The organism is Cupriavidus sp. 30B13 (assembly GCF_049059565.2).
Classification (GTDB): domain Bacteria; phylum Pseudomonadota; class Gammaproteobacteria; order Burkholderiales; family Burkholderiaceae; genus Cupriavidus.
Window position 1 is genome coordinate 3028852 of sequence record NZ_CP188223.1, and the last position, 18916, is coordinate 3047767.

16 protein-coding genes are annotated in these 18916 nt (G+C 68.4%); 9 read left to right on the forward strand and 7 right to left on the reverse strand.

Features of this window, described 5'->3' with window-relative positions; all coding sequences use genetic code 11:
- Window positions 1-3 precede the first annotated feature (3 nt).
- From ACKI2N_RS13940 to ACKI2N_RS13955, 4 genes are all read left to right on the forward strand, one after another.
- Complete coding sequence (locus tag ACKI2N_RS13940) at window positions 4-942, forward strand: TIGR00730 family Rossman fold protein (protein ID WP_420993242.1); 939 nt, start codon at window positions 4-6, stop codon at window positions 940-942.
- Window positions 943-1125: 183 nt separating this feature from the next.
- Window positions 1126-1551, forward strand: coding sequence for a DUF2782 domain-containing protein (locus ACKI2N_RS13945; protein ID WP_420993243.1), 426 nt, complete (start codon window positions 1126-1128; stop codon window positions 1549-1551).
- A gap of 236 nt (window positions 1552-1787) precedes the next feature.
- Window positions 1788-2771 (forward strand): homoserine kinase, encoded by a 984-nt coding sequence (locus ACKI2N_RS13950; protein WP_420993244.1) that lies wholly within the window; start codon window positions 1788-1790, stop codon window positions 2769-2771.
- A gap of 5 nt (window positions 2772-2776) precedes the next feature.
- On the forward strand, window positions 2777-3577 hold the full coding sequence (locus ACKI2N_RS13955; RefSeq protein ID WP_420993245.1) for a BPSS1780 family membrane protein: 801 nt from the start codon (window positions 2777-2779) through the stop codon (window positions 3575-3577).
- Between the two features lie 78 nt (window positions 3578-3655).
- Here the strand turns inward: ACKI2N_RS13955 and ACKI2N_RS13960 are convergent, their stop codons facing one another.
- Window positions 3656-6010 (reverse strand): UvrD-helicase domain-containing protein, encoded by a 2355-nt coding sequence (locus ACKI2N_RS13960; RefSeq protein WP_420993246.1) that lies wholly within the window; start codon window positions 6008-6010, stop codon window positions 3656-3658.
- 349 nt (window positions 6011-6359) lie between these two features.
- Between ACKI2N_RS13960 and ACKI2N_RS13965 the strand changes: the two genes are divergently transcribed.
- Together ACKI2N_RS13965 and galU are read left to right on the forward strand one after the other, a co-directional pair.
- Window positions 6360-9227, forward strand: a complete 2868-nt coding sequence (locus ACKI2N_RS13965; RefSeq protein ID WP_420993248.1) for a valine--tRNA ligase — start codon at window positions 6360-6362, stop codon at window positions 9225-9227.
- Between the two features lie 53 nt (window positions 9228-9280).
- The gene (gene galU, locus ACKI2N_RS13970) at window positions 9281-10150 is read left to right on the forward strand and encodes a UTP--glucose-1-phosphate uridylyltransferase GalU (protein WP_420993249.1); all 870 of its coding nucleotides are present in this window, start codon (window positions 9281-9283) and stop codon (window positions 10148-10150) included.
- 944 nt (window positions 10151-11094) lie between these two features.
- Here the strand turns inward: galU and ACKI2N_RS13975 are convergent.
- From ACKI2N_RS13975 to ACKI2N_RS14000, 6 genes are all read right to left on the reverse strand, one after another.
- Entirely contained in the window at window positions 11095-11322 is a 228-nt protein-coding gene (locus ACKI2N_RS13975) for a sulfurtransferase TusA family protein (RefSeq protein ID WP_011297045.1), read from the reverse strand.
- Window positions 11323-11347: 25 nt separating this feature from the next.
- Window positions 11348-11935, reverse strand: a complete 588-nt coding sequence (locus tag ACKI2N_RS13980) for an NUDIX domain-containing protein (RefSeq protein ID WP_420993250.1) — start codon at window positions 11933-11935, stop codon at window positions 11348-11350.
- Between the two features lie 124 nt (window positions 11936-12059).
- Entirely contained in the window at window positions 12060-13091 is a 1032-nt protein-coding gene (locus ACKI2N_RS13985; RefSeq protein ID WP_420993251.1) for a threonine aldolase family protein, read from the reverse strand.
- A 75-nt stretch (window positions 13092-13166) separates the two neighbouring features.
- Entirely contained in the window at window positions 13167-13355 is a 189-nt protein-coding gene (locus ACKI2N_RS13990) for a 4-oxalocrotonate tautomerase (protein ID WP_020206523.1), read from the reverse strand.
- 68 nt (window positions 13356-13423) lie between these two features.
- Complete coding sequence (locus ACKI2N_RS13995; RefSeq protein WP_420993252.1) at window positions 13424-14197, reverse strand: class II aldolase/adducin family protein; 774 nt, start codon at window positions 14195-14197, stop codon at window positions 13424-13426.
- 116 nt (window positions 14198-14313) lie between these two features.
- Complete coding sequence (locus ACKI2N_RS14000; RefSeq protein ID WP_420993253.1) at window positions 14314-15507, reverse strand: YbfB/YjiJ family MFS transporter; 1194 nt, start codon at window positions 15505-15507, stop codon at window positions 14314-14316.
- 141 nt (window positions 15508-15648) lie between these two features.
- Here ACKI2N_RS14000 and ACKI2N_RS14005 point away from each other — a divergent pair, with 141 nt between their 5' ends.
- The 3 genes from ACKI2N_RS14005 (at window position 15649) to ACKI2N_RS14015 (ending at window position 18906) form a co-directional block, all read left to right on the forward strand.
- Window positions 15649-16512 (forward strand): LysR substrate-binding domain-containing protein, encoded by an 864-nt coding sequence (locus ACKI2N_RS14005; RefSeq protein ID WP_420993254.1) that lies wholly within the window; start codon window positions 15649-15651, stop codon window positions 16510-16512.
- Between the two features lie 154 nt (window positions 16513-16666).
- The gene (locus ACKI2N_RS14010) at window positions 16667-18145 is read left to right on the forward strand and encodes an NfeD family protein (protein ID WP_420993255.1); all 1479 of its coding nucleotides are present in this window, start codon (window positions 16667-16669) and stop codon (window positions 18143-18145) included.
- A gap of 2 nt (window positions 18146-18147) precedes the next feature.
- Entirely contained in the window at window positions 18148-18906 is a 759-nt protein-coding gene (locus tag ACKI2N_RS14015) for a slipin family protein (protein ID WP_420993257.1), read from the forward strand.
- Window positions 18907-18916 lie beyond the last annotated feature (10 nt).

Below are 18916 nucleotides of genomic sequence, written 5' to 3' on the forward strand. Positions count from 1 at the left end.
CCCATGGACTCAAAATTGACTGGTGCCGCCGCAGGCGGTGCGAACGCCGCTCCCCGTCCGGACGCGGCAGGCGCCGCCGACCCGGCCGCGGCACTCAAGCAGGCCGCGCAAGGCAGCATTACCACCGCGGCCGATATGGATGTGAACGTGACGGTCAGCGCCGCGGCCGACGGCCCGGGAGACACGTCCCCCGCCGCCGGCATCCGCGCCAACCCGCGCAAGATGATTCCCAGCCTGCGCGCACTGGCCGACGAAGACCGTGCCACCGCAAAGAAAGCGCGCGCTTCGTGGCAAATGTTCACGATTATGGCAGAGTTCATCGAGGCCACCGAGTACCTATCCGAGATCCGGCCGGCCGTGTCGATCTACGGCAGCGCGCGCCTGCGCGAGGATTCGCCGTACTACCAGCGCACCATCGAGATCGCCCGCCTGTTCTCGGACGCCGGCTTCGCGGTGATCTCGGGCGGCGGCCCGGGCATCATGGAGGCGGCCAACAAGGGCGCCCATGCCGGCAAGTCGGCCAGCGTCGGCCTGAACATCGAGCTCCCGCACGAGCAGCAAGGCAATCCGTACCAGGACATCGCCATGCGCTTTCGCCACTTCTTCACGCGCAAGGTCACCTTCGTCAAGAACTCGGACGCCTTCATCGTGATGCCGGGCGGCTTCGGCACGCTCGACGAACTGGCCGAGGTGCTGACCCTGGTGCAGACCGGCAAGTCCCGCGCGGTGCCGGTGGTGCTGTTCGGCAGCCGCTTCTGGAAAGGCCTGCTCGACTGGTTCCGCTTCACGCTGCTGCCGATGGGCCTGATCGCCGAGCACGACCTCGACCTGATGAAGATCGTGGACGAGCCCCACGAAGTGCTCGAAGCGGTATATGAGTACTACGAACAGCGCGGCGGCGACAACCCGATCCCGCCCAAGGAAGAGATGTTCTACCTGTAATTCCGTGCGCACCCGCGCCCCGCGCCGCGCGCGCCAGGGTGCCCGCCGGGTCACCGCGAGGCCCGGCGCGGGCAGGAATTGCTAGAATGGAAGCCTGACACACTGCCAAAGCCCGGCGCCGCCGGGCTGCAGCGCCATTCGCGATGCAGCATGCCTCACGGCTGCCTCGCACAGGAGCCTTGAATGACCTCCCCCTCCCTCCTGGCCGCCGCGAACGCGGACGAGCCGGAGCCGTTCCCCGCATCCGCCCGGGTGCTGGCAATTGCAGCGCTGCTGGCGCTCGGCGCGCCGCTCGCGGCAATGGCCCAGCAAGGCACCGAACAGGTCGGCGGCGCCCTCACGCAGCAAGAACTGAACCAGATCAACAACAGCCCGATCGCCCCGCCCGCCAAGACGCAGCTCAACCAGCCGCGCGAACCGAGCTTCCAGCTCAACGAGCCGGACGGCACGCAGATCCGCGAGTACCGCAACAAGGGCCAGGCCACGGACATCGAGGTCAAGTCCGGGGTGGGCACCAAGTACCAGATGAGCAAGCCGGAGGACAGCTCGCCGAAGATCCGCGACCGCGACATGAATCGCGTGCCGTCGGTCAACGTGCTGCAGTTCTGAGCGGTGCGCCGGCCGGATGGCACAATCCGGCCCAGGGGTATCGCATCCGGGCAATGAGTCCGGGCTGCCGCGGCGGGCGCCAGCGCCCGCCGCGGGTTCCGGTTCCCGCTTTTCCGTTTTCCCACGACCCCGCCAGGCCAGCGCGGCGGGGCCGCGCCGGCGCTTCCGGCATCCATGCCGCGGCGATGCGCAGCTTGTTGCGCGCGCCGCCATCCGTTTCGATTCACACAAAGAGTATGGCCGTATTCACCACGGTCTCGCCCGACGAGATCGCCAGTTGGCTCCTTGACTACGACCTGGGCGACATGCGCGAACTGCGCGGCATCGCCTCGGGCATCGAGAACAGCAATTTCTTCCTGACCATGGAGCAGGACGGCGGCACGCGCGAGTACGTGCTGACCATCTTCGAGCGGCTGACCTTCGCGCAGTTGCCGTATTACCTGCACCTGATGGCCCACCTGGCCGGGCACGGCATCCGCGTGCCCGCCCCGATCCCGGGCCGCGACGGCGAGATCCTGCGCGCGCTCAAGGGCAAGCCGGCCACCATCGTCACGCGCCTGCCGGGCAGCTCGCAGCTCGCGCCCGCGGCCGAGCATTGCGCCGAGGTGGGCGACATGCTGGCCCGCATGCACCTGGCCGGCCAGAGCTACCCGCGCCAGCAGCCCAACCTGCGCAGCCTGCCGTGGTGGCAGCAGACCGAGGCCGAGATCCTGCCCTTCCTGGACGCCGGCCAGCGCGCGCTGCTGCAGCAGGAGCTGGCCCACCAGGCCGCCTTCTTCCACAGCGCCGACTACGCCGCGCTGCCGGGCGGCCCGTGCCACTGCGACCTGTTCCGCGACAATGCCCTGTTCGAGAACGATGCGCACGGCCACTACAAGCTGGGCGGCTTCTTCGACTTCTACTTCGCCGGCAACGACAAGTGGCTGTTCGACCTGGCCGTCACCGTCAACGACTGGTGCATCGACCTGGCCAGCGGCACACTGGACGACGCGCGCGCCCGGGCGCTGCTGCGGGCCTATCATGCGGTAAGGCCGCTGGGCCCGGTGGAGGCGGCACGCTGGCGCGACATGCTGCGCGCCGGCGCGCTGCGCTTCTGGGTCTCGCGCCTGTGGGACTTCTACCTGCCGCGCGAAGCCGACATGCTGCAGCCGCACGATCCGACCCATTTCGAACGCATCCTGCGCCGGCGCATCGAAGCCGCCGCGCTGCCCTGGACCTGAGCACCATGCAATTACTGGAAGTTTCCGCCAAGGAAGGCTATGTCTGGTTCCGCCAGGGCGTCTGGCTGTTCCGCAAGAACCCGCTCGCCTTCCTGATGCTGCTGTTCATCTACCTGATCGCCGCGCAGTTGGCCGTGTTCGTGCCGCTGATCGGCATCATCGCGCTGCTGGTGATCACGCCGGGCCTGTCGGTCGGCATCATGACCGCGTGCCGGGAGGTGATCCAGAACAAGCGGGTGCTGCCCACCGTGCTGCTGGCGGGGTTCCGCGCCAACGGCAAGCCGGCCAGCCGCAACCTGCTGGTGCTGGGCGGCATCTACGCCGCGCTGGTGTTCGTGCTGAGCCTGATCGCCGGCAGCCTGGTGGACATCAGCACGCTGGTGCCGATCCTGCTCAAGGAAGAAGCGCCCTCGGCCGACGCCGTGCGCCAGCTCTACTTCGCGCTGATGATCGGCGCCGCGCTGTACACGCCGATCGCCATGATGTTCTGGTTCGCCCCGCTGCTGACGGCCTGGCACAACGTGCCGCCGGTCAAGGCGCTGTTCTTCAGCTGGACCGCCTGCTGGCGCAACCGCGGCGCCTTCCTCGCCTACGCCGTGGTGTTCGCGGTGCTGCTGGTGGCGGTGCCGTTCTTCCTCGAGGCGCTGTTCGGCGCGCTCGGCGCGGAGACGCTGCTCTCCTTCCTGGTCACGCCGTATTCGCTGCTGATGCTGGCCATCATGTACTGCTCGTTCTACGCCACCTACCGCGGCTGCTTCAACGTGGTCCCGGAAAATCCAGAAGGCAGCCTGGACACCGCGGCATAAGGATCCGGAGATGCGGGGATCCGCGCGCGCCGGTGGCCGGATGCGCCGGCGCGCGCGTCGAGCAGCCGCTCCGGCCGCTCAGTCGATCGGGTCCAGCTTGGCCACCGACAGCGCCAGCCACTTGGCGCCGTGGCGCTTGAACTCGATGTTGGCGCGCGCGTCCGCGCCGTCCCCCTCGAGCGCCTTGATGACACCCTCGCCGAACTTGTTGTGGAACACGCTCTGGCCGATGCGCAGGCCGGAGCCGGCCTCTCGCTTGGCGTCGGCGTAGCCGTTGCCGGTATCCATGCCGCCGGTGGGCTTGGTGCCCGAGTAAGGCACGTCCTCCGGCTTCTTGAACCAGTCGCGGCCCCAGCCGCCTTCGTTCTGCTGGCGGCGCTGGGCGCCGTAGGACGGCGCCTGCGGCTGCAGCCACTTGAGCGCTTCCTCGGGCAGCTCCTCGAAGAAGCGCGAGCGCACGTGATAGCGCATCTGCCCGTGCAGCACGCGGCTCTGGGCGAACGACAGGTAGAGCCGCTCGCGCGCGCGGGTGATGGCCACGTACATCAGGCGGCGCTCTTCTTCGAGCCCGTCGGCCTCGTTGGCGCTGTTCTCGTGCGGGAACAGGCCCTCCTCCAGGCCGGTGATGAACACCGCGTTGAATTCGAGCCCCTTGGCGGCGTGCACGGTCATCATCTGCACCGCGTCCTGGCCGGCCTGCGCCTGGTTGTCGCCGGCCTCCAGCGAGGCGTGGGTCAGGAAGGCCACCAGCGGCGTCATCACCACCGGCAGCGCCTCGGGGTCGAGCACCTGCTGCGCCTGGTCGCCGTCGGCCAGCGCCGGCAGCGCCTGCGCGCCGTCGCGCCCGACCGGGATCGCGCTGGCCAGCGCGTCCAGGCCGTAGCCTTCTTCCATCACGAAGGCCTGCGCCGCGGTCACCAGTTCCTGCAAGTTCTCGATGCGGTCCTGGCCTTCCTTCTCGCCGCGGTAGTAGTTGATCAGGCCGCTGGTGTTGGTCACGTACTCGACCGTCTCCGGCAGCGTCAGGCGGCGCGTCTCGGCGCGCATCTGCTCGATCAGTCGCACGAAGGCGCCGAGCGTGCTGCCGGCCTTGCCGGGCACGTAGGCCACCGCCTCGGCCAGCGAGCAGTCGTACTGGCGCGCGGCGTCCTGCAGCGCTTCCAGCGAGCGCGCGCCGATGCCGCGCGCGGGGAAGTTCACCACGCGCCCGAAGGCGGCGTCGTTGCGCGGGTTCTCCAGCAGTTGCAGGTAGGCCAGCGCGTGCTTGACTTCGGCGCGCTCGAAGAAGCGCAGGCCGCCGTACACGCGGTACGGGATGCCCGACGAGAACAGCGCATGCTCGATCACGCGCGACTGCGCGTTGCTGCGATAAAGGATGGCGATCTCCGAGCGGCTCATGCCCTGCGCCGCCAGGTCGCGGATCTCCTCCACCATCCAGGCCGCTTCCTGGCCGTCCGAGCCGGCCTGGAACACGCGCACCGGCTCGCCGTGGCCGGCGTCGGTGCGCAGGTTCTTGCCCAGCCGGCGCGCGTTGTGCGCGATCAGGTGGTTGGCCGAATCCAGGATGTGGCCGTGCGAGCGGTAGTTCTGCTCGAGCTTGATCATGTGGCGCACGCGGAATTCATGCTCGAAATCGCGCATGTTGCCCACGTTGGCGCCGCGGAACGCATAGATGCTCTGGTCGTCGTCGCCCACCGCGAACACCGCGGCCGGGTTCTGCGTGCCGAAGCCCGCCAGCAGCTTGAGCCAGCGGTATTGCAGCACGTTGGTGTCCTGGAACTCGTCCACCAGGATATGGCGGAAGCGGTGCTGGTAATGCTGGCGGATGGCGTCGTTGTAGCGCAGCAGCTCGTAGCAGCGCAGCAGCAACTCGGCGAAGTCGACCACGCCTTCGCGCTGGCATTGCTGGTCGTAGGCGGCGTAGAGGTCGACGAAGCGGCGGTTGAAATCGTCGTTGGCCTCCACGTCGGCCGGGCGCAGGCCCTGCTCCTTGGCGTTGTTGATGAAGTACTGCAGGCTCTTGGGCGGGTACTTCTCGTCGTCCACGTTGAGCGACTTGAGCAGGCGCTTGAGCGCCGAGAGCTGGTCCTGGCTGTCGAGGATAGCGAAGGTCTGCGGCAGGCCGGCGTCGCGGAAATGCGCGCGCAGCATGCGGTTGCACAGGCCGTGGAAGGTGCCGATCCACATGCCGCGGGTATTGATCGGCAGCATCGCGGTCAGCCGCGCGGTCATTTCCTTGGCCGCCTTGTTGGTGAAGGTCACCGCCAGCAGGCCGGCCGGCGACACCCGCCCGTTCTGGATCAGCCAGGCGATGCGCGTGGTCAGCACGCGGGTCTTGCCGCTGCCCGCGCCCGCCAGGATCAGTGCCGGTTCGTCAGGCAGGGTGACGGCGGCAAGTTGTTCGGCGTTGAGATTGGCAAGCAGGTCGGACATCGGGAGGCCTTGTGGAATGCCGGGAATTATACCGGGGCGCCTCCCCCGCCCGCGCCCGCGGCGCCGCCGCCGCGGTATCCCCTCGCAGGAAGTAGCCGGAAATCCACCTGCGGGGCGCGGAACAGCGGCAAAATGGCGCCCGGATTGCGCGGGCATCGTGGCCCGATGCCCGCGGATCGCGCCCGGATCGGCGTCCCAGCGTGCCCCCGGGGGCGGCGCGGCACCGGCCTGCGCGGGGCCTTTTCCCGCACCGGCATCCCGCCTCCCCTATAATTTGATGTTTTCCCCGGCGTGTTTGCCCCTGTCCGCCCGGGCCGCAGAATCCGACGCAATCATCGACACCCCGAGCATGACCGCCCAAGACCAGTCCCTTGCCAAGAGCTTCGAACCCGCCGCCATTGAGGCCAAGTGGGGCCCAGAGTGGGAGAAGCGCGGCATCGCGAAGCCGACCCTAGACTCGGACCGCCCCGATTTCTGCATCCAGTTGCCGCCGCCCAATGTGACCGGCACGCTGCACATGGGCCACGCCTTCAACCAGACCATCATGGACGGCCTGGCCCGCCACGCCCGCATGTCCGGCGCCAACACGCTGTGGGTGCCGGGCACCGACCATGCCGGCATCGCCACCCAGATCGTGGTGGAGCGCCAGCTCGAGGCGCAGGGCGTATCGCGCCACGAGCTCGGCCGCGAGAAGTTCACCGAGAAGGTGTGGGCCTGGAAGGAAGAGTCCGGCTCGACCATCACGCGCCAGATCCGCCGCATGGGCGCCTCGATCGACTGGAGCCACGAGTACTTCACCATGTCGCCGGAGATGTCGAAGGCGGTCACCGAAGTGTTCGTGCGCCTGTACGAGCAGGGCCTGATCTACCGCGGCAAGCGCCTGGTCAACTGGGACCCGGTGCTGGGCACCGCGGTGTCCGACCTGGAAGTGGACAACGTCGAGGAAGAAGGCTCGATGTGGCACATCCGCTATCCGCTCACCGAGGCCGACGCCCTGCGCGGCCTGACCCACCTGACCGTGGCCACCACCCGCCCGGAAACGATGCTGGGCGACGTGGCCGTGATGGTGCACCCGGAAGACGAGCGCTATGCGCACCTGATCGGCAAGTCGGTGCGCCTGCCGCTGACCGGCCGCGACATCCCGGTCATCGCCGACGAATACGTCGACCGCGAGTTCGGCACCGGCGTGGTCAAGGTGACCCCGGGCCACGACTTCAACGACTACGCGGTGGGCCAGCGCCACGGCCTGCCGCAGCTGTCCATCCTCACGCTCGACGCGAAGATCGTCGCCGAGGCTCCGGCCGCCTACGCCGGGCTGGACCGCTTCGACGCGCGCAAGCGCATCGTCGACGACCTCGACGCGCAAGGCCTGCTGGCCGAGGTCAAGAAGCACAAGCTGATGACCCCGCGCAGCGAGCGCACCGGCAGCGCCATCGAGCCGATGCTGACCGACCAGTGGTTCGTCGCCATGAGCAAGCCGGCGCCCGAAGGCACCTTCTACCCGGGCCGCTCGATCGCCGAGGTGGCGCTGGACGCCGTGCGCAGCGGCGAGATCAAGCTGATCCCCGAGAACTGGAACAGCACCTACAACCAGTGGCTGGAGAACATCCAGGACTGGTGCATCTCGCGCCAGCTGTGGTGGGGCCACCAGATCCCGGCCTGGTACGACGAGAGCGGCAAGTGCTTCGTCGCGCGCACCGAGGAAGAGGCGCTGGCGCAGGCCGCGGCCGCCGGCAGCACCGGCGCGCTGCGCCGCGAGGACGACGTGCTGGACACCTGGTTCTCGTCGGCGCTGGTCCCGTTCTCCTCGCTCGGCTGGCCCGCCGAGACGCCCGAGCTGCAGCATTTTCTGCCGTCGTCGGCACTGGTTACCGGCTACGACATCATCTTCTTCTGGGTGGCGCGCATGGTCATGATGACCAAGCATTTCACCGGCAAGGTGCCTTTCCACACCGTTTATGTGCACGGGCTGGTGCGCGACTCGGAAGGCAAGAAGATGAGCAAGTCCGAAGGCAACACGCTGGACCCGGTCGACCTGATCGACGGCATCGAGCTCGAGCCGCTGCTCAAGAAGCGCACCACCGGCCTGCGCCGCCCCAAGGACGCGCCGAAGATCGAGAAGAAGACCCGCAGGGAATTCCCCGAAGGCATCCCGGCCTTCGGCGCGGACGCGCTGCGCTTCACCTTCGCCTCGCTGGCCACGCTCGGGCGCAACATCAATTTCGACACCGGCCGCTGCGAGGGCTACCGCAACTTCTGCAACAAGCTGTGGAACGCCACCCGCTTCGTGCTGATGAACACCGAAGGCCATGACTGCGGCATGGGCCCGTGCAACAACGACTGCGGCCCGGACGGCTACCTGGACTTCTCGCAGGCCGACCGCTGGATCGTGTCGCTGCTGCAGCGCGTGGAAGCCGAGGTGGAGAAGGGCTTCGCCGAGTACCGCTTCGACAATATCGCCAGCGCCATCTACAAGTTCGTCTGGGACGAATACTGCGACTGGTACCTGGAACTGGCCAAGGTGCAGATCCAGAACGGCACGCCCGCGCAGCAGCGCGCCACCCGCCGCACGCTGCTGCGCGTGCTCGAGACGGTGCTGCGCCTGGCCCATCCGGTCATCCCGTTCATCACCGAAGAGCTGTGGCAGAAGGTGGCGCCGCTCGCCGGCCGCGCCAAGGGCGACGGCAGCGAGACGCTGGCGCTGCAGGCCTACCCGCTGCCGGCCGCGGCCAAGATCGACGAAGCCGCCGAGCAGTGGACCGCGCAGCTCAAGGCCGTGGTCGACGCCTGCCGCAACCTGCGCGGCGAGATGAACATCTCCCCGGCCCAGCGCATCCCGCTCTACGCGCAGGGCGACAGCGCCTTCCTGGCCTCGGCCCAGGCTTATGTGCAGGCGCTGGCGAAACTTTCCGAGGTCAAGGTATTCGAAGATGAGAATGCCCTGATGACGGAAGGCACCGGCGCGCCGGTGGCGATCGTGGGCGGCAACCGCCTGCTGCTGAAGATCGAGATCGACGTGGCCGCCGAGCGCGCGCGCCTGTCCAAGGAAATAGAGCGCCTCAGCGCCGAGATCGGCAAGTGCCGCGGCAAGCTTTCCAACGAAAGCTTCGTCGCCAAGGCACCGCCGGCCGTGGTCGCGCAGGAAAACCAGCGTCTGTCCGATTTCGAACAGACACTGGGCAAGCTCCAGGATCAACTGGAACGTCTGCCGGCATGAGCTTTGCGTCACCAGCAGGGTTGTCTACACCGAAACGATAAGGAATACCTGATATGGAAACCCGTGTCACCAAGGCTGTCTTCCCCGTAGCAGGTCTCGGCACCCGCTTTTTGCCCGCTACCAAGGCCAGCCCCAAGGAAATGCTGCCGGTGGTCGACAAGCCTTTGATCCAGTACGCGGTGGAAGAAGCGATGGCGGCCGGCATCACCGAGATGATCTTCGTGACCGGCCGCTCCAAGCGCGCCATCGAGGACCACTTCGACAAGGCCTACGAACTCGAGGCCGAGCTGGAAGCCAAGAACAAGCAGGCCCTGCTGTCGCTGGTGCGCTCGATCAAGCCGTCGCACGTGGAATTCTTCTACGTGCGCCAGCCCGAGGCGCTGGGGCTCGGCCATGCCGTGCTGTGCGCGGAAAAGCTGGTCGGCGACGCACCGTTCGCGGTGATGCTGGCCGACGACCTGCTGGACGGCGATCCGCCCGTGATGAAGCAGATGACGGACCTGTACGGCCACTACAACTGCTCGGTGCTGGGCGTGGAAGAAATCGCGCCGGAGCAGAGCCGCTCCTACGGCGTCATCGACGGCCGCGAGTGGGACGAGGACGTGATCAAGGTCTCGGGCATCGTCGAAAAGCCCGCCCCCGAGGACGCGCCCTCCAACCTCGGCGTGGTCGGCCGCTACATCCTGACGCCGCGCATCTTCGACCACATCCGCAACCTCAAGCCGGGCGCCGGCGGCGAGTTCCAGCTCACCGACGCGATCGGCTCGCTGCTCGGCCAGGAACAGGTGCTGGCCTACCGCTACAAGGGCGTGCGCTACGACTGCGGCAGCAAGCTGGGCTACCTCAAGGCTACCGTGGAGTTCGCGCTCAAGCACCCGGAGGTGATGGACGAATTCAGCACTTACCTGCGCACGCGCGGGTGATTGTTGTTGTCGGTCTTGCTGGATGAGGGGAGCCCTGCAGGGTGGCCGGTTGGTGGTGGCTTTGTGGGGTTTTTTTATTGGTTTTACTGGGTTGGGGGCGAGTGGTTTAGCTTTTAAAGCTTAGGATCAACGTCAAAGGCTTAACTTCAAAATCTTAAAGTCAAAATCTTAACGTCAAAGTCAACGGCTTTCGCTCCCCCGGAGCGACCTACTTTCTTTTTTCCGAAAAGAAAGTAGGCAAAGAAAGCGGACTGCCTGGCCGGCAGGGGCAGAAACATTGGGATTATTAATGTTAATGGTTTCGTCGTGGGGTTTGTAGTTCTGCTGGCATCCTGCCGTTACCGGGTTTAATGGCCACTATTCTGCAAGCGGTGCTGGATTCGTGGTGGCGCTGCATGATGGCGTAGGCCCAGGTAGTTCAGGCTGCTGCCGCGACCGGGGCGGATGCCACGTCATAGGCACGGCCCTGGTTTCGTGGTGGGCGCGGTGGCCCCAGTTTGAACGTAGCCCCATACACCCGCGCCCCGGTCCACCACGCCCACCACGAAACCATGAGGGTGCTACGTCGTGGCCGCCAAAACCGGTAACGGTAGATGGCAGAACAAGCAGTGCGCCCGCCATCATAGGTCTGACCCCGAAACCAACAAAACCCGCAGCTTAGTGGCCGCCCGCACCGGTAACGGCAGGATGCCAGCAGAACCACAGTCCCCACCACGAAACCACGAACAATCAGAAACCCCAACGTTTCTGCCCCTGCCGGCCAGGCAGTCCGCTTTCTTTGCCTACTTTCTTTTCGGAAAAAAGAAAGTAGGTCGCTCCGGGGGAGCGAAAGCCTTTGACTTTGAAGTTGACTTTGACTTTAAGATTTTGACTTTAAAGACTTTGACTTTGACGTTGAATTTAGGCCTTTAAAGCCAAACCCAACACCCTCTCCCCCTACCCCCTCACCGCCTCCGCATATAAAAAACAAAAACCTTATCCACCTCCTGATGCGACAGCAATTCATTCCCAGTCTGCTTGGCAAACGCCTGGAAATCACGCGTCGCACCCGGATCGGTGGCCAGCACCTTGAGCACGTCACCGCTGGCCATGTCGGCCAGCGCCTTCTTGGTACGCAGGATCGGCAGCGGGCAGTTCAGGCCCCGCGCGTCCACTTCTTTCTGGAACTCCATTCCGCTCTTCCTTGGTTCTAGGTATTCACGGCCTGTATTGTAGCGAAGCGCCGGGCAGGCCGAAGGCGTCGCGCCGGCGCGGGTCGGGGATGTCCTCGCCGGTGCTGCGGTCGAAGAAGCGCACCGGGTGGCCGCGCGAGGCCAGCCAGTCGGCCACCGCGAAGCCGGTGCCGGCGGACCAGATCCGCATGTCCTCGGGCGCGACCAGCTTGTAGTCGGCCAGTTCCTCCGACAGCGCGATCGTGCCGCTGGCCTGCACGTGGTAGGCGATGATCAGCTCGTTCTTGCGCATGAACTCGTAGACGCCGATCAGCGAAACCGCGTGCGCGTCCAGGTTGGTCTCTTCCTTGAGCTCGCGCGCCACGCCCTGCTCGGGGGTTTCGTCGCGCTCCAGGAAGCCCGTCACCAGGGCGAACATCTTCTCGGGCCAGGCGGCATTGCGCGCCAGCAGCAGCTTGCCTTCGTACTCCACCACGGCGGCCAGCACCGGCAGCGGGTTGTTCCAGTGCACGAAGCCGCAGTCGGGCTGGATGCAGGCGTCGCGGTCGCGGCCGGAATGCGGCAGCACTTCCAGCGGCGAGCCGCACTGGGGACAGTAGCGGTAATGGGACATTGCGGAGCTCCTTGTCTTTCGGCCTTGCCGGCCTTGTTGTCTCTTTGTGGCCCGTTCGCCGGGCCGTCAGCTGGTCACGATGCCTGCTTTTCCGCGTTCCTGCCTGCCGGCGCGCGGATGACGCTCAGGCGCCGCAGGCGGCGCGCATGTCGGCGGCCAGCGCCTCCACGGTTTCCGGCTGCAGGTCCCACGAGCACATGAAGCGGCAGCCGCCCGCGCCGATGAAGGTGTAGAAGCGCCAGCCCTTGGCGCGCAGCGCCTCGATGGCCGCCAGCGGCAGCTCGGCGAAGACCGCGTTGGACTCGGTCGGGAACATGATGCGCACGCCCGGGATGGCGGCGATGCGCTCGTGCAGCAGCCGGGCCATGGCGTTGGCGTGGCGCGCGTTGCCCAGCCACACGTCGTTCTCCAGCAGGCCCAGCCACGGCGCCGAGATGAAGCGCATCTTGGAGGCCAGCTGGCCGGCCTGCTTGACGCGGTAGGCGAAGTCCTCGGCCAGCTTGCGGTCGAAGAACACCACCGCCTCGCCCACCGGCAGGCCGTTCTTGGTGCCGCCGAAGCACAGCACGTCGACGCCGGCGCGCCAGGTGATTTCCGACGGGTGCACGCCCAGCGAGGCCACCGCGTTGGCGAAGCGCGCGCCGTCCATGTGCACGCGCAGCTGGCGGCGCTTGGCGATGGCGGCGATGGCGCGCACCTCCTCCACCGTGTACACCGTGCCGACCTCGGTCGACTGCGTCAGCGACACCACCTTGGGCTTGGGGTAGTGGATGTCGGAGCGGCGCGTGACCAGCGCCTCCACGGCGTCCGGCGTGAGCTTGCCGTTGGCGCCCGGCGCGGTCAGCAGCTTGGAGCCGTTGGAGAAGAATTCCGGGCCGCCGCATTCGTCGGTCTCGATATGCGCCAGCTCGTGGCAGATCACCGAGTGGTAGGACTGGCACAGCGCCGACAGCGCCAGCGAGTTCGCCGCGGTGCCGTTGAAGACGAAGAAGACTTCGCAGTCGGTCTGGAACAGGTCGCGGATGCGGTCGCAGACCTTCTGGGTCCAGGAGTCGTCGCCATAGGCCTGCTCGTGGCCGCTGCCGTTGGCTTCGAGGAAATACTTGAGCGATTCCGGACAGAAGCCGGCGTAGTTGTCGGAGGCGAAATGCTGCATGGAAAAGGGGGAATCCGTGACGGGTGGAATGCGTGCGAGGTCAGTGCGGCGGGCGCCGGGGGGACTGGCCGGAACCTACTTCTTGTCGGCCCACAGTTCGCCGCCGGTGGCCCAGTTCTCGCGCTTGACCTCGGTGATGACGATGTCCACCGCCGAGGCCGAGCAGCCCAGGGTTTCGCAGGTGACGCGGGTGACTTCCTCGACCAGCTTGCGCTTTTGCTCGATGGAGCGGCCTTCGAAAAGTTCTACGTGGTAAGTCGGCATGGCTGGGTTCCTGTTGTCTTGAAGTCGCCGGGGCCGGCGCGCGCGGGGCGCGCGTCGGTCACGGCAGGTCAGTCGCGGTAAGAAGCATCGATTCTATCGAGTTTGCGCAGCAGCGACGGCCATTCCAGCTCGCCTTCCAGCGCGCCGCCGTCGTGGAGCTGCTCCGAGGCACGCGCGGCCAGCGCGGGCGGCGGCTGCACGACCTCGCCGCCGGCCTGGGCGGCGATCTGGATCTCGCAGGCCTTGATCAGCGTGGCCATCAGCACATAGGCCTCGGCCACGGTGCGGCCGACCGTCAGGGTGCCGTGGTTGCGCAGCAGCATGGCGGGCTGCTGCCCGAGCGAAGCGGTCAGGCGGCTCCCTTCGGCGGGGCTGAAGGCCAGGCCCTCGTAGTCGTGGTAGGCCAGCCGGCCATGAAAGCGCATGGCATGCTGCGACAGCGCCAGCAGGCCGCGCGCCTGGGCCGATACCGCCACGCCGGCGGTGTTGTGGAGGTGCATCACGCAGACCGCGTCCGGCCGCGCGGCATGCACCGCGCCGTGCAGCGCGAAGCCGGTGACGTTGACCGGATGGGCGCTGGCGCCCACCACTTCGCCGCGGCCGTTGATCTTGACCAGGTCGCTGGCGTGGATCTCGTCGAAGGCGAAACCGAAGGGGTTGATCAGGAAATGGTCCGGCTCGCCGGGCACGGCGGCGGAGATGTGCGTGTAGATCAGGTCGTCCCAGCCCTGCAGCGCGCACAGGCGGTAGGCCGCCGCCAGGTCGGCGCGCAGGCGCGCCTCGAGCGGCGTGGCGGGCTGGGGGGCACCCGCGGCGCGGGCGGGCTGCAAGGCGAATGACATGGGAATCGGCTCCTGCGCCACGCGCGCGACGCGCCCGTGCGGGCGGCGCTGCGGCGCAGCGAAGGCGATACTGTAGCGCATGCCCGTGGCGCCGTCAGGCACCGCCCGGCGCGGGGCTAGCGCGCCGGCGCGCGCGCCATCCAGGCGAATACCGCGCCGCCCAGCAGCAGCGCCGCCACGGCGCAGCACAGCGAGGCGGCAAAGCCGCCGGTGCGCGCCACCAGCGCGGTGGCCAGCGGCGGCCCGACGATCTGGCCCAGGCCGTAGCTGGCCGTCATCAGGCCCATCAGGCGCTGCGCCTGCCCGCCCCACAGCCGCCGGGCCTCGCGCATGGCGAACGACACCAGCGCGTTGAACGGCAGTCCCGCCAGCAGGCTGCTCAGCGCGAAACCGGTCACCGTGGGCCAGGCCACCGCGATCGCCACGCCCGCGGCCTGCATGGCGTAGGTGAAGGCCAGCAGCTTGCGGTTGTCGCGCTCCGCCCGCACGCGCGACGCGGCGAAAGCGCCGATCGTCACGCCGACGCCGAAGATGGGCCAGAACAGGTCGGCCCAGACCGAGCCGGGCATGGCCTGGCGCGCGATCACCGGCAGGAAGGTGGCGGTAATGATGTAGCCGAAGCCGGCCAGCCCGTAGGCAAACGTCAGCAGCCAGGCCGCGCGGTCCAGCCGCGGCACGGCCGGCGCCGCGGCGGCCGCGCCGGCGGCGGCGCGCGGCGCCGGCCGGAACACATGCCAGACCGCCGCGACCAGCGCCGCGCCCAGCACCCCGAAGGCCAGCCAGGCCCAGCCGGCCTGCCAGCCGGCCCCGACCATGCCGAAGGCCGAGAGCCCCGTGAAGACGATGCCGATGCCGGGCCCGCAGAAGATCAGGCCGCCCAGCGGGGCCCGGCCCAGTTCGGCCAGCCGGTGCATGCACCACGCCGTGCCGTAGACCATGACCAGCGCGCTGGCCACGCCGGCGGCGGCGCGCCATACGCCCCAGGCCGCCATGCCGCCGGGCGCGGCCATGCCCAGCGTCAGCAGCACGGTGGCGGCCAGGCCCAGCCTGACCATGCGCGCCGGCTCGGGATGGATGAACAGGCAGGCCGCGGCGCCCGCGAAGTAACCGAAGTAGTTCAGCGTGGCCAGCCAGCCGCCCTCGCCCAGCGTGACGCTGCCGTCATGCAGCATCATCGGCAGCAGCGGCGTGAAGGCGAAGCGGCCGATGCCCATCGCCACGCCCAGCGCGGCCAGGCCGGCCAGCGCGACGGTCCAGGTGCCGGCCCGGGCGGGCGTGCGGACGGCATGGGGCGGGAAGGTGGAATCCATCGCTGCATGCTACGCTGCCGGAACGCCGCCGAAAAATGAATAATCGAGAACACAATGATCTTTCCACGAGATGGAAGGCGGATGGAAACCGGGCCCTCCCCCGCCGGCGGCGTGCCGGCAACCCGGGCAAGGACATCGCAAATGGATCTGGCTTCCCTGGAAATCTTCCGCTCCGTGGTCGAGGAAGGCGGCGTCACGCGCGCCGCCGCGCGCCTGCACCGCGTGCAATCCAACGTCACCACCCGCATCCGCCAGCTGGAAAAGTCGCTCGGCGTGGCGCTGTTCCTGCGCGACGGCAAGCGCATGGTGCTGACGCCGGCCGGGCAGACCCTGTTCGACTACGCGCGGCGCGTGCTGGACCTGGCCGAGGAAGCCCGCCACGCCGTGCTGCCCGCCAGGCCGCAGGGGCGCCTGCGCATCGCCTCGATGGAAAGCACCGCGGCCAGCCGCCTGCCCGCGCTGCTGGCCGCCTATCACCAGGCCTGGCCCGAAGTGCAGCTCGAACTGGTGACGCTGCCCACGCGCCAGGCGCTGCAGGCGCTGGGCCGCTTCGAGGTGGACTGCGCCTTCGTGGCGGAGCCGCTCGACGATCCCGCGCTGGCCTGGCTGCCGGCCTTCCAGGAAGAACTGGTGCTGGTCGCGCGCGAGCACCATCCGCCCATCCGCGGCGCCGCCGACCTGGAAAGCCGCACCATGCTGGCCTTCGAACCCGGCTGCAACTACCGCATGCGCCTGGAGACCTGGCTGGCCGCGGAGGACAGCCCGCCGCGCCGCGTGATGGAACTGGGCTCGTACCATGCCATCATTGCCTGCGCGGCGGCCGGCATCGGCGTGGCCATCGTGCCGCGCTCGGTGCTTGGCCTCTATCGCGACCTGCCGCGGGTCAGCCTGCACCCGATGGGCGCGGCGGGCAAGGCCGACACCTTGCTGGCCTGGCATCCCGCCATGGCGAACACGGCGCTGGCGGCCCTGGCCGAGCGGCTGCGCCCGCCCGCGGCGCCCTGAGCGCCCTGAGCGCCCTGAGCGCCCTGAGCGCCCTTCAGCCATGACAGCCGGGGCAGCGCGGCGCGCCCGGCAGGATGTGGCCGTTCGCCTACACTGGAAGTGGCGCCGCGTTTGCACTCCCTGTGCCGGCGTCCTTGCCATGATGCATGCCCCGATGTTCTTGCGATGGCTTGCCGCCGCTGTCCGGCCCGGCCTCGCCGCCGCCGCCGCCCTCGCTCTCCTCGCTGCCGTCGTTCTTGCCGCCGTCCTTGCCGCGCTGGTGCCGCACGGAACCGCTTTCGCGGCGCCCCCCGCCGCCGCGCCGGCCGCCGCCCCGGTCGTCGTGATTCCGCTCAAGGGAGCCATCGGCCCGGCCAGCGCCAGCTTCATCGTGCGCGGCATGGCGCACGCGCGCGGCAGCGGCGCGCAACTGATCGTGCTGGAAATGGACACGCCCGGCGGGCTGGACCTGTCGATGCGCGAGATCATCCAGGCCATCCTGGCCTCGCCGGTGCCGGTGGCCAGCTACGTCTACCCGGGCGGCGCGCGCGCGGCCAGCGCCGGCACCTACATCCTCTACGCCAGCCATATCGCGGCGATGGCGCCCGGCACCAACCTCGGGGCGGCCAGTCCGGTGCAGATCGGGATTGGCGGCCCGGGCGGCGCGCCGAAGCCGGAGGCCACCCCCGCCTCGGCGCCGGCCGGCGCGCCGCCGCAGGACACCATGGAGCGCAAGCAGATGCACGATGCCTCGGCCTACATCCGCGGCCTGGCGCAGCTGCGCGGGCGCAATGCCGAATGGGGCGAGCGCGCGGTGCGCGAGGCGGTCAGCCTGTCGGCCAGCGAAGCGGTCGCGCAGCATGTGGCCGACCTGCTCGCGCCGGACCTGCCGGCGCTGCTGCGCGCGCTGGACGGCAGGCGCGTGCAGGCCGCCGGCGCCGAGCGCGTGCTGCACACCGCGCAGGCGCCGGTGCAGGTGCTGGAGCCGGACTGGCGCAACAGCTTCCTGGCGGTCATCACCGAGCCGAGCGTGGCGCTGATCCTGATGATGATCGGCATCTACGGCCTGATCTTCGAGTTCTCCACGCCGGGCATGGTGGTGCCCGGCGTGGCCGGCGCGATCTGCCTGCTGCTGGCGCTGTTCGCGCTGCAGATGCTGCCGGTCAGCTACGCGGGGCTGGGCCTGATCGCGCTGGGCGTGGGCTGCATGGTGGCGGAGCTGTTCCTGCCCGCCTTCGGCGCGCTCGGCGTGGGCGGCATCGTCGCCTTCGTGTTCGGCGCGGTGATGCTGATCGACACCGACGTGCCCGGCTTCGGCATCCCGCTGTGGCTGATCGGCGCGCTGGCGCTGGTGAGCGCGGCCTTCCTGCTGGCCATCTGGACGCTGTTGTGGCGCGCCCGGCGCATGCCCACGGTCACCGGCGGCGACGCCATGCTCGGCATGTCCGGCGTGGTGCTGGAGATGCGCGACGACTCGCGCGAAGACGGCTGGGCCGAGGTGCGCGGCGAGCGCTGGCGCGTGCACAGCGCGCTGCCGCTCGCGCCCGGCCAGCGCGTGCTGGTCACCGGGCGCAGCGGCCTGCTGCTGGAGGTGCGCGCCAGCGACGCGGCGGGCCCGCCAGCCACCATCCACCCATCCACTCGAGGAGCATGATCATGGCATTCGGATTCAGCGCAGGCGGTCTGGTCTTCCTGGTCGCCCTGCTCATCGTCTCGTCCATCCGCGTGCTGCGCGAATACGAGCGCGGCGTGGTGTTCATGCTCGGGCGCTTCTGGAAGGTGAAAGGCCCGGGGCTGGTGATCCTGATCCCGGCGGTGCAGCAGATGGTGCGCGTGGACCTGCGCACGGTGGTGATGGACGTGCCGCCGCAGGACGTGATCTCGCGCGACAACGTCTCGGTCAAGGTCAACGCGGTGGTGTACTTCCGCGTGATCGACCCCGAGCGCGCCATCATCCAGGTGGCGAACTTCCTCGAAGCCACCAGCCAGCTCGCGCAGACCACACTGCGCTCGGTGCTGGGCAAGCACGAGCTGGACGAGATGCTGGCCGAGCGCGAACAGCTCAATATCGACATCCAGAAGGCGCTCGACACCCAGACCGACAGCTGGGGCATCAAGGTCTCGAACGTGGAGATCAAGCACGTCGACATCAACGAGACCATGATCCGCGCCATCGCGCGCCAGGCCGAGGCCGAGCGCGAGCGGCGCGCCAAGGTGATCCACGCCGAAGGCGAGCTGCAGGCCTCGGTCAAGCTGCTGGAGGCCGCGCAGATGCTGGCCCGGGAGCCGCAGGCGATGCAGCTGCGCTACCTGCAGACGCTCACGCAGATCGCCGGCGACAAGAGCTCGACCATCGTATTCCCGCTGCCGATCGACATTCTCACGGTGGTGGGGAAGCTGAGCCGGGGAACGTAGAACAGAACAT

Bases quoted from the DNA above. Each gene is read 5' to 3' on its own strand.
- ACKI2N_RS13940 (WP_420993242.1), top strand. From the start codon at position 4: ATGGACTCAAAATTGACTGGTGCCGCCGCAGGCGGTGCGAACGCCGCT.
- ACKI2N_RS13945 (WP_420993243.1), top strand. From the start codon at position 1,126: ATGACCTCCCCCTCCCTCCTGGCCGCCGCGAACGCGGACGAGCCGGAG.
- ACKI2N_RS13950 (WP_420993244.1), top strand. From the start codon at position 1,788: ATGGCCGTATTCACCACGGTCTCGCCCGACGAGATCGCCAGTTGGCTC.
- ACKI2N_RS13955 (WP_420993245.1), top strand. From the start codon at position 2,777: ATGCAATTACTGGAAGTTTCCGCCAAGGAAGGCTATGTCTGGTTCCGC.
- ACKI2N_RS13960 (WP_420993246.1), bottom strand. From the start codon at position 6,010: ATGTCCGACCTGCTTGCCAATCTCAACGCCGAACAACTTGCCGCCGTC.
- ACKI2N_RS13965 (WP_420993248.1), top strand. From the start codon at position 6,360: ATGACCGCCCAAGACCAGTCCCTTGCCAAGAGCTTCGAACCCGCCGCC.
- galU (WP_420993249.1), top strand. From the start codon at position 9,281: ATGGAAACCCGTGTCACCAAGGCTGTCTTCCCCGTAGCAGGTCTCGGC.
- ACKI2N_RS13975 (WP_011297045.1), bottom strand. From the start codon at position 11,322: ATGGAGTTCCAGAAAGAAGTGGACGCGCGGGGCCTGAACTGCCCGCTG.
- ACKI2N_RS13980 (WP_420993250.1), bottom strand. From the start codon at position 11,935: ATGTCCCATTACCGCTACTGTCCCCAGTGCGGCTCGCCGCTGGAAGTG.
- ACKI2N_RS13985 (WP_420993251.1), bottom strand. From the start codon at position 13,091: ATGCAGCATTTCGCCTCCGACAACTACGCCGGCTTCTGTCCGGAATCG.
- ACKI2N_RS13990 (WP_020206523.1), bottom strand. From the start codon at position 13,355: ATGCCGACTTACCACGTAGAACTTTTCGAAGGCCGCTCCATCGAGCAA.
- ACKI2N_RS13995 (WP_420993252.1), bottom strand. From the start codon at position 14,197: ATGTCATTCGCCTTGCAGCCCGCCCGCGCCGCGGGTGCCCCCCAGCCC.
- ACKI2N_RS14000 (WP_420993253.1), bottom strand. From the start codon at position 15,507: ATGGATTCCACCTTCCCGCCCCATGCCGTCCGCACGCCCGCCCGGGCC.
- ACKI2N_RS14005 (WP_420993254.1), top strand. From the start codon at position 15,649: ATGGATCTGGCTTCCCTGGAAATCTTCCGCTCCGTGGTCGAGGAAGGC.
- ACKI2N_RS14010 (WP_420993255.1), top strand. From the start codon at position 16,667: ATGTTCTTGCGATGGCTTGCCGCCGCTGTCCGGCCCGGCCTCGCCGCC.
- ACKI2N_RS14015 (WP_420993257.1), top strand. From the start codon at position 18,148: ATGGCATTCGGATTCAGCGCAGGCGGTCTGGTCTTCCTGGTCGCCCTG.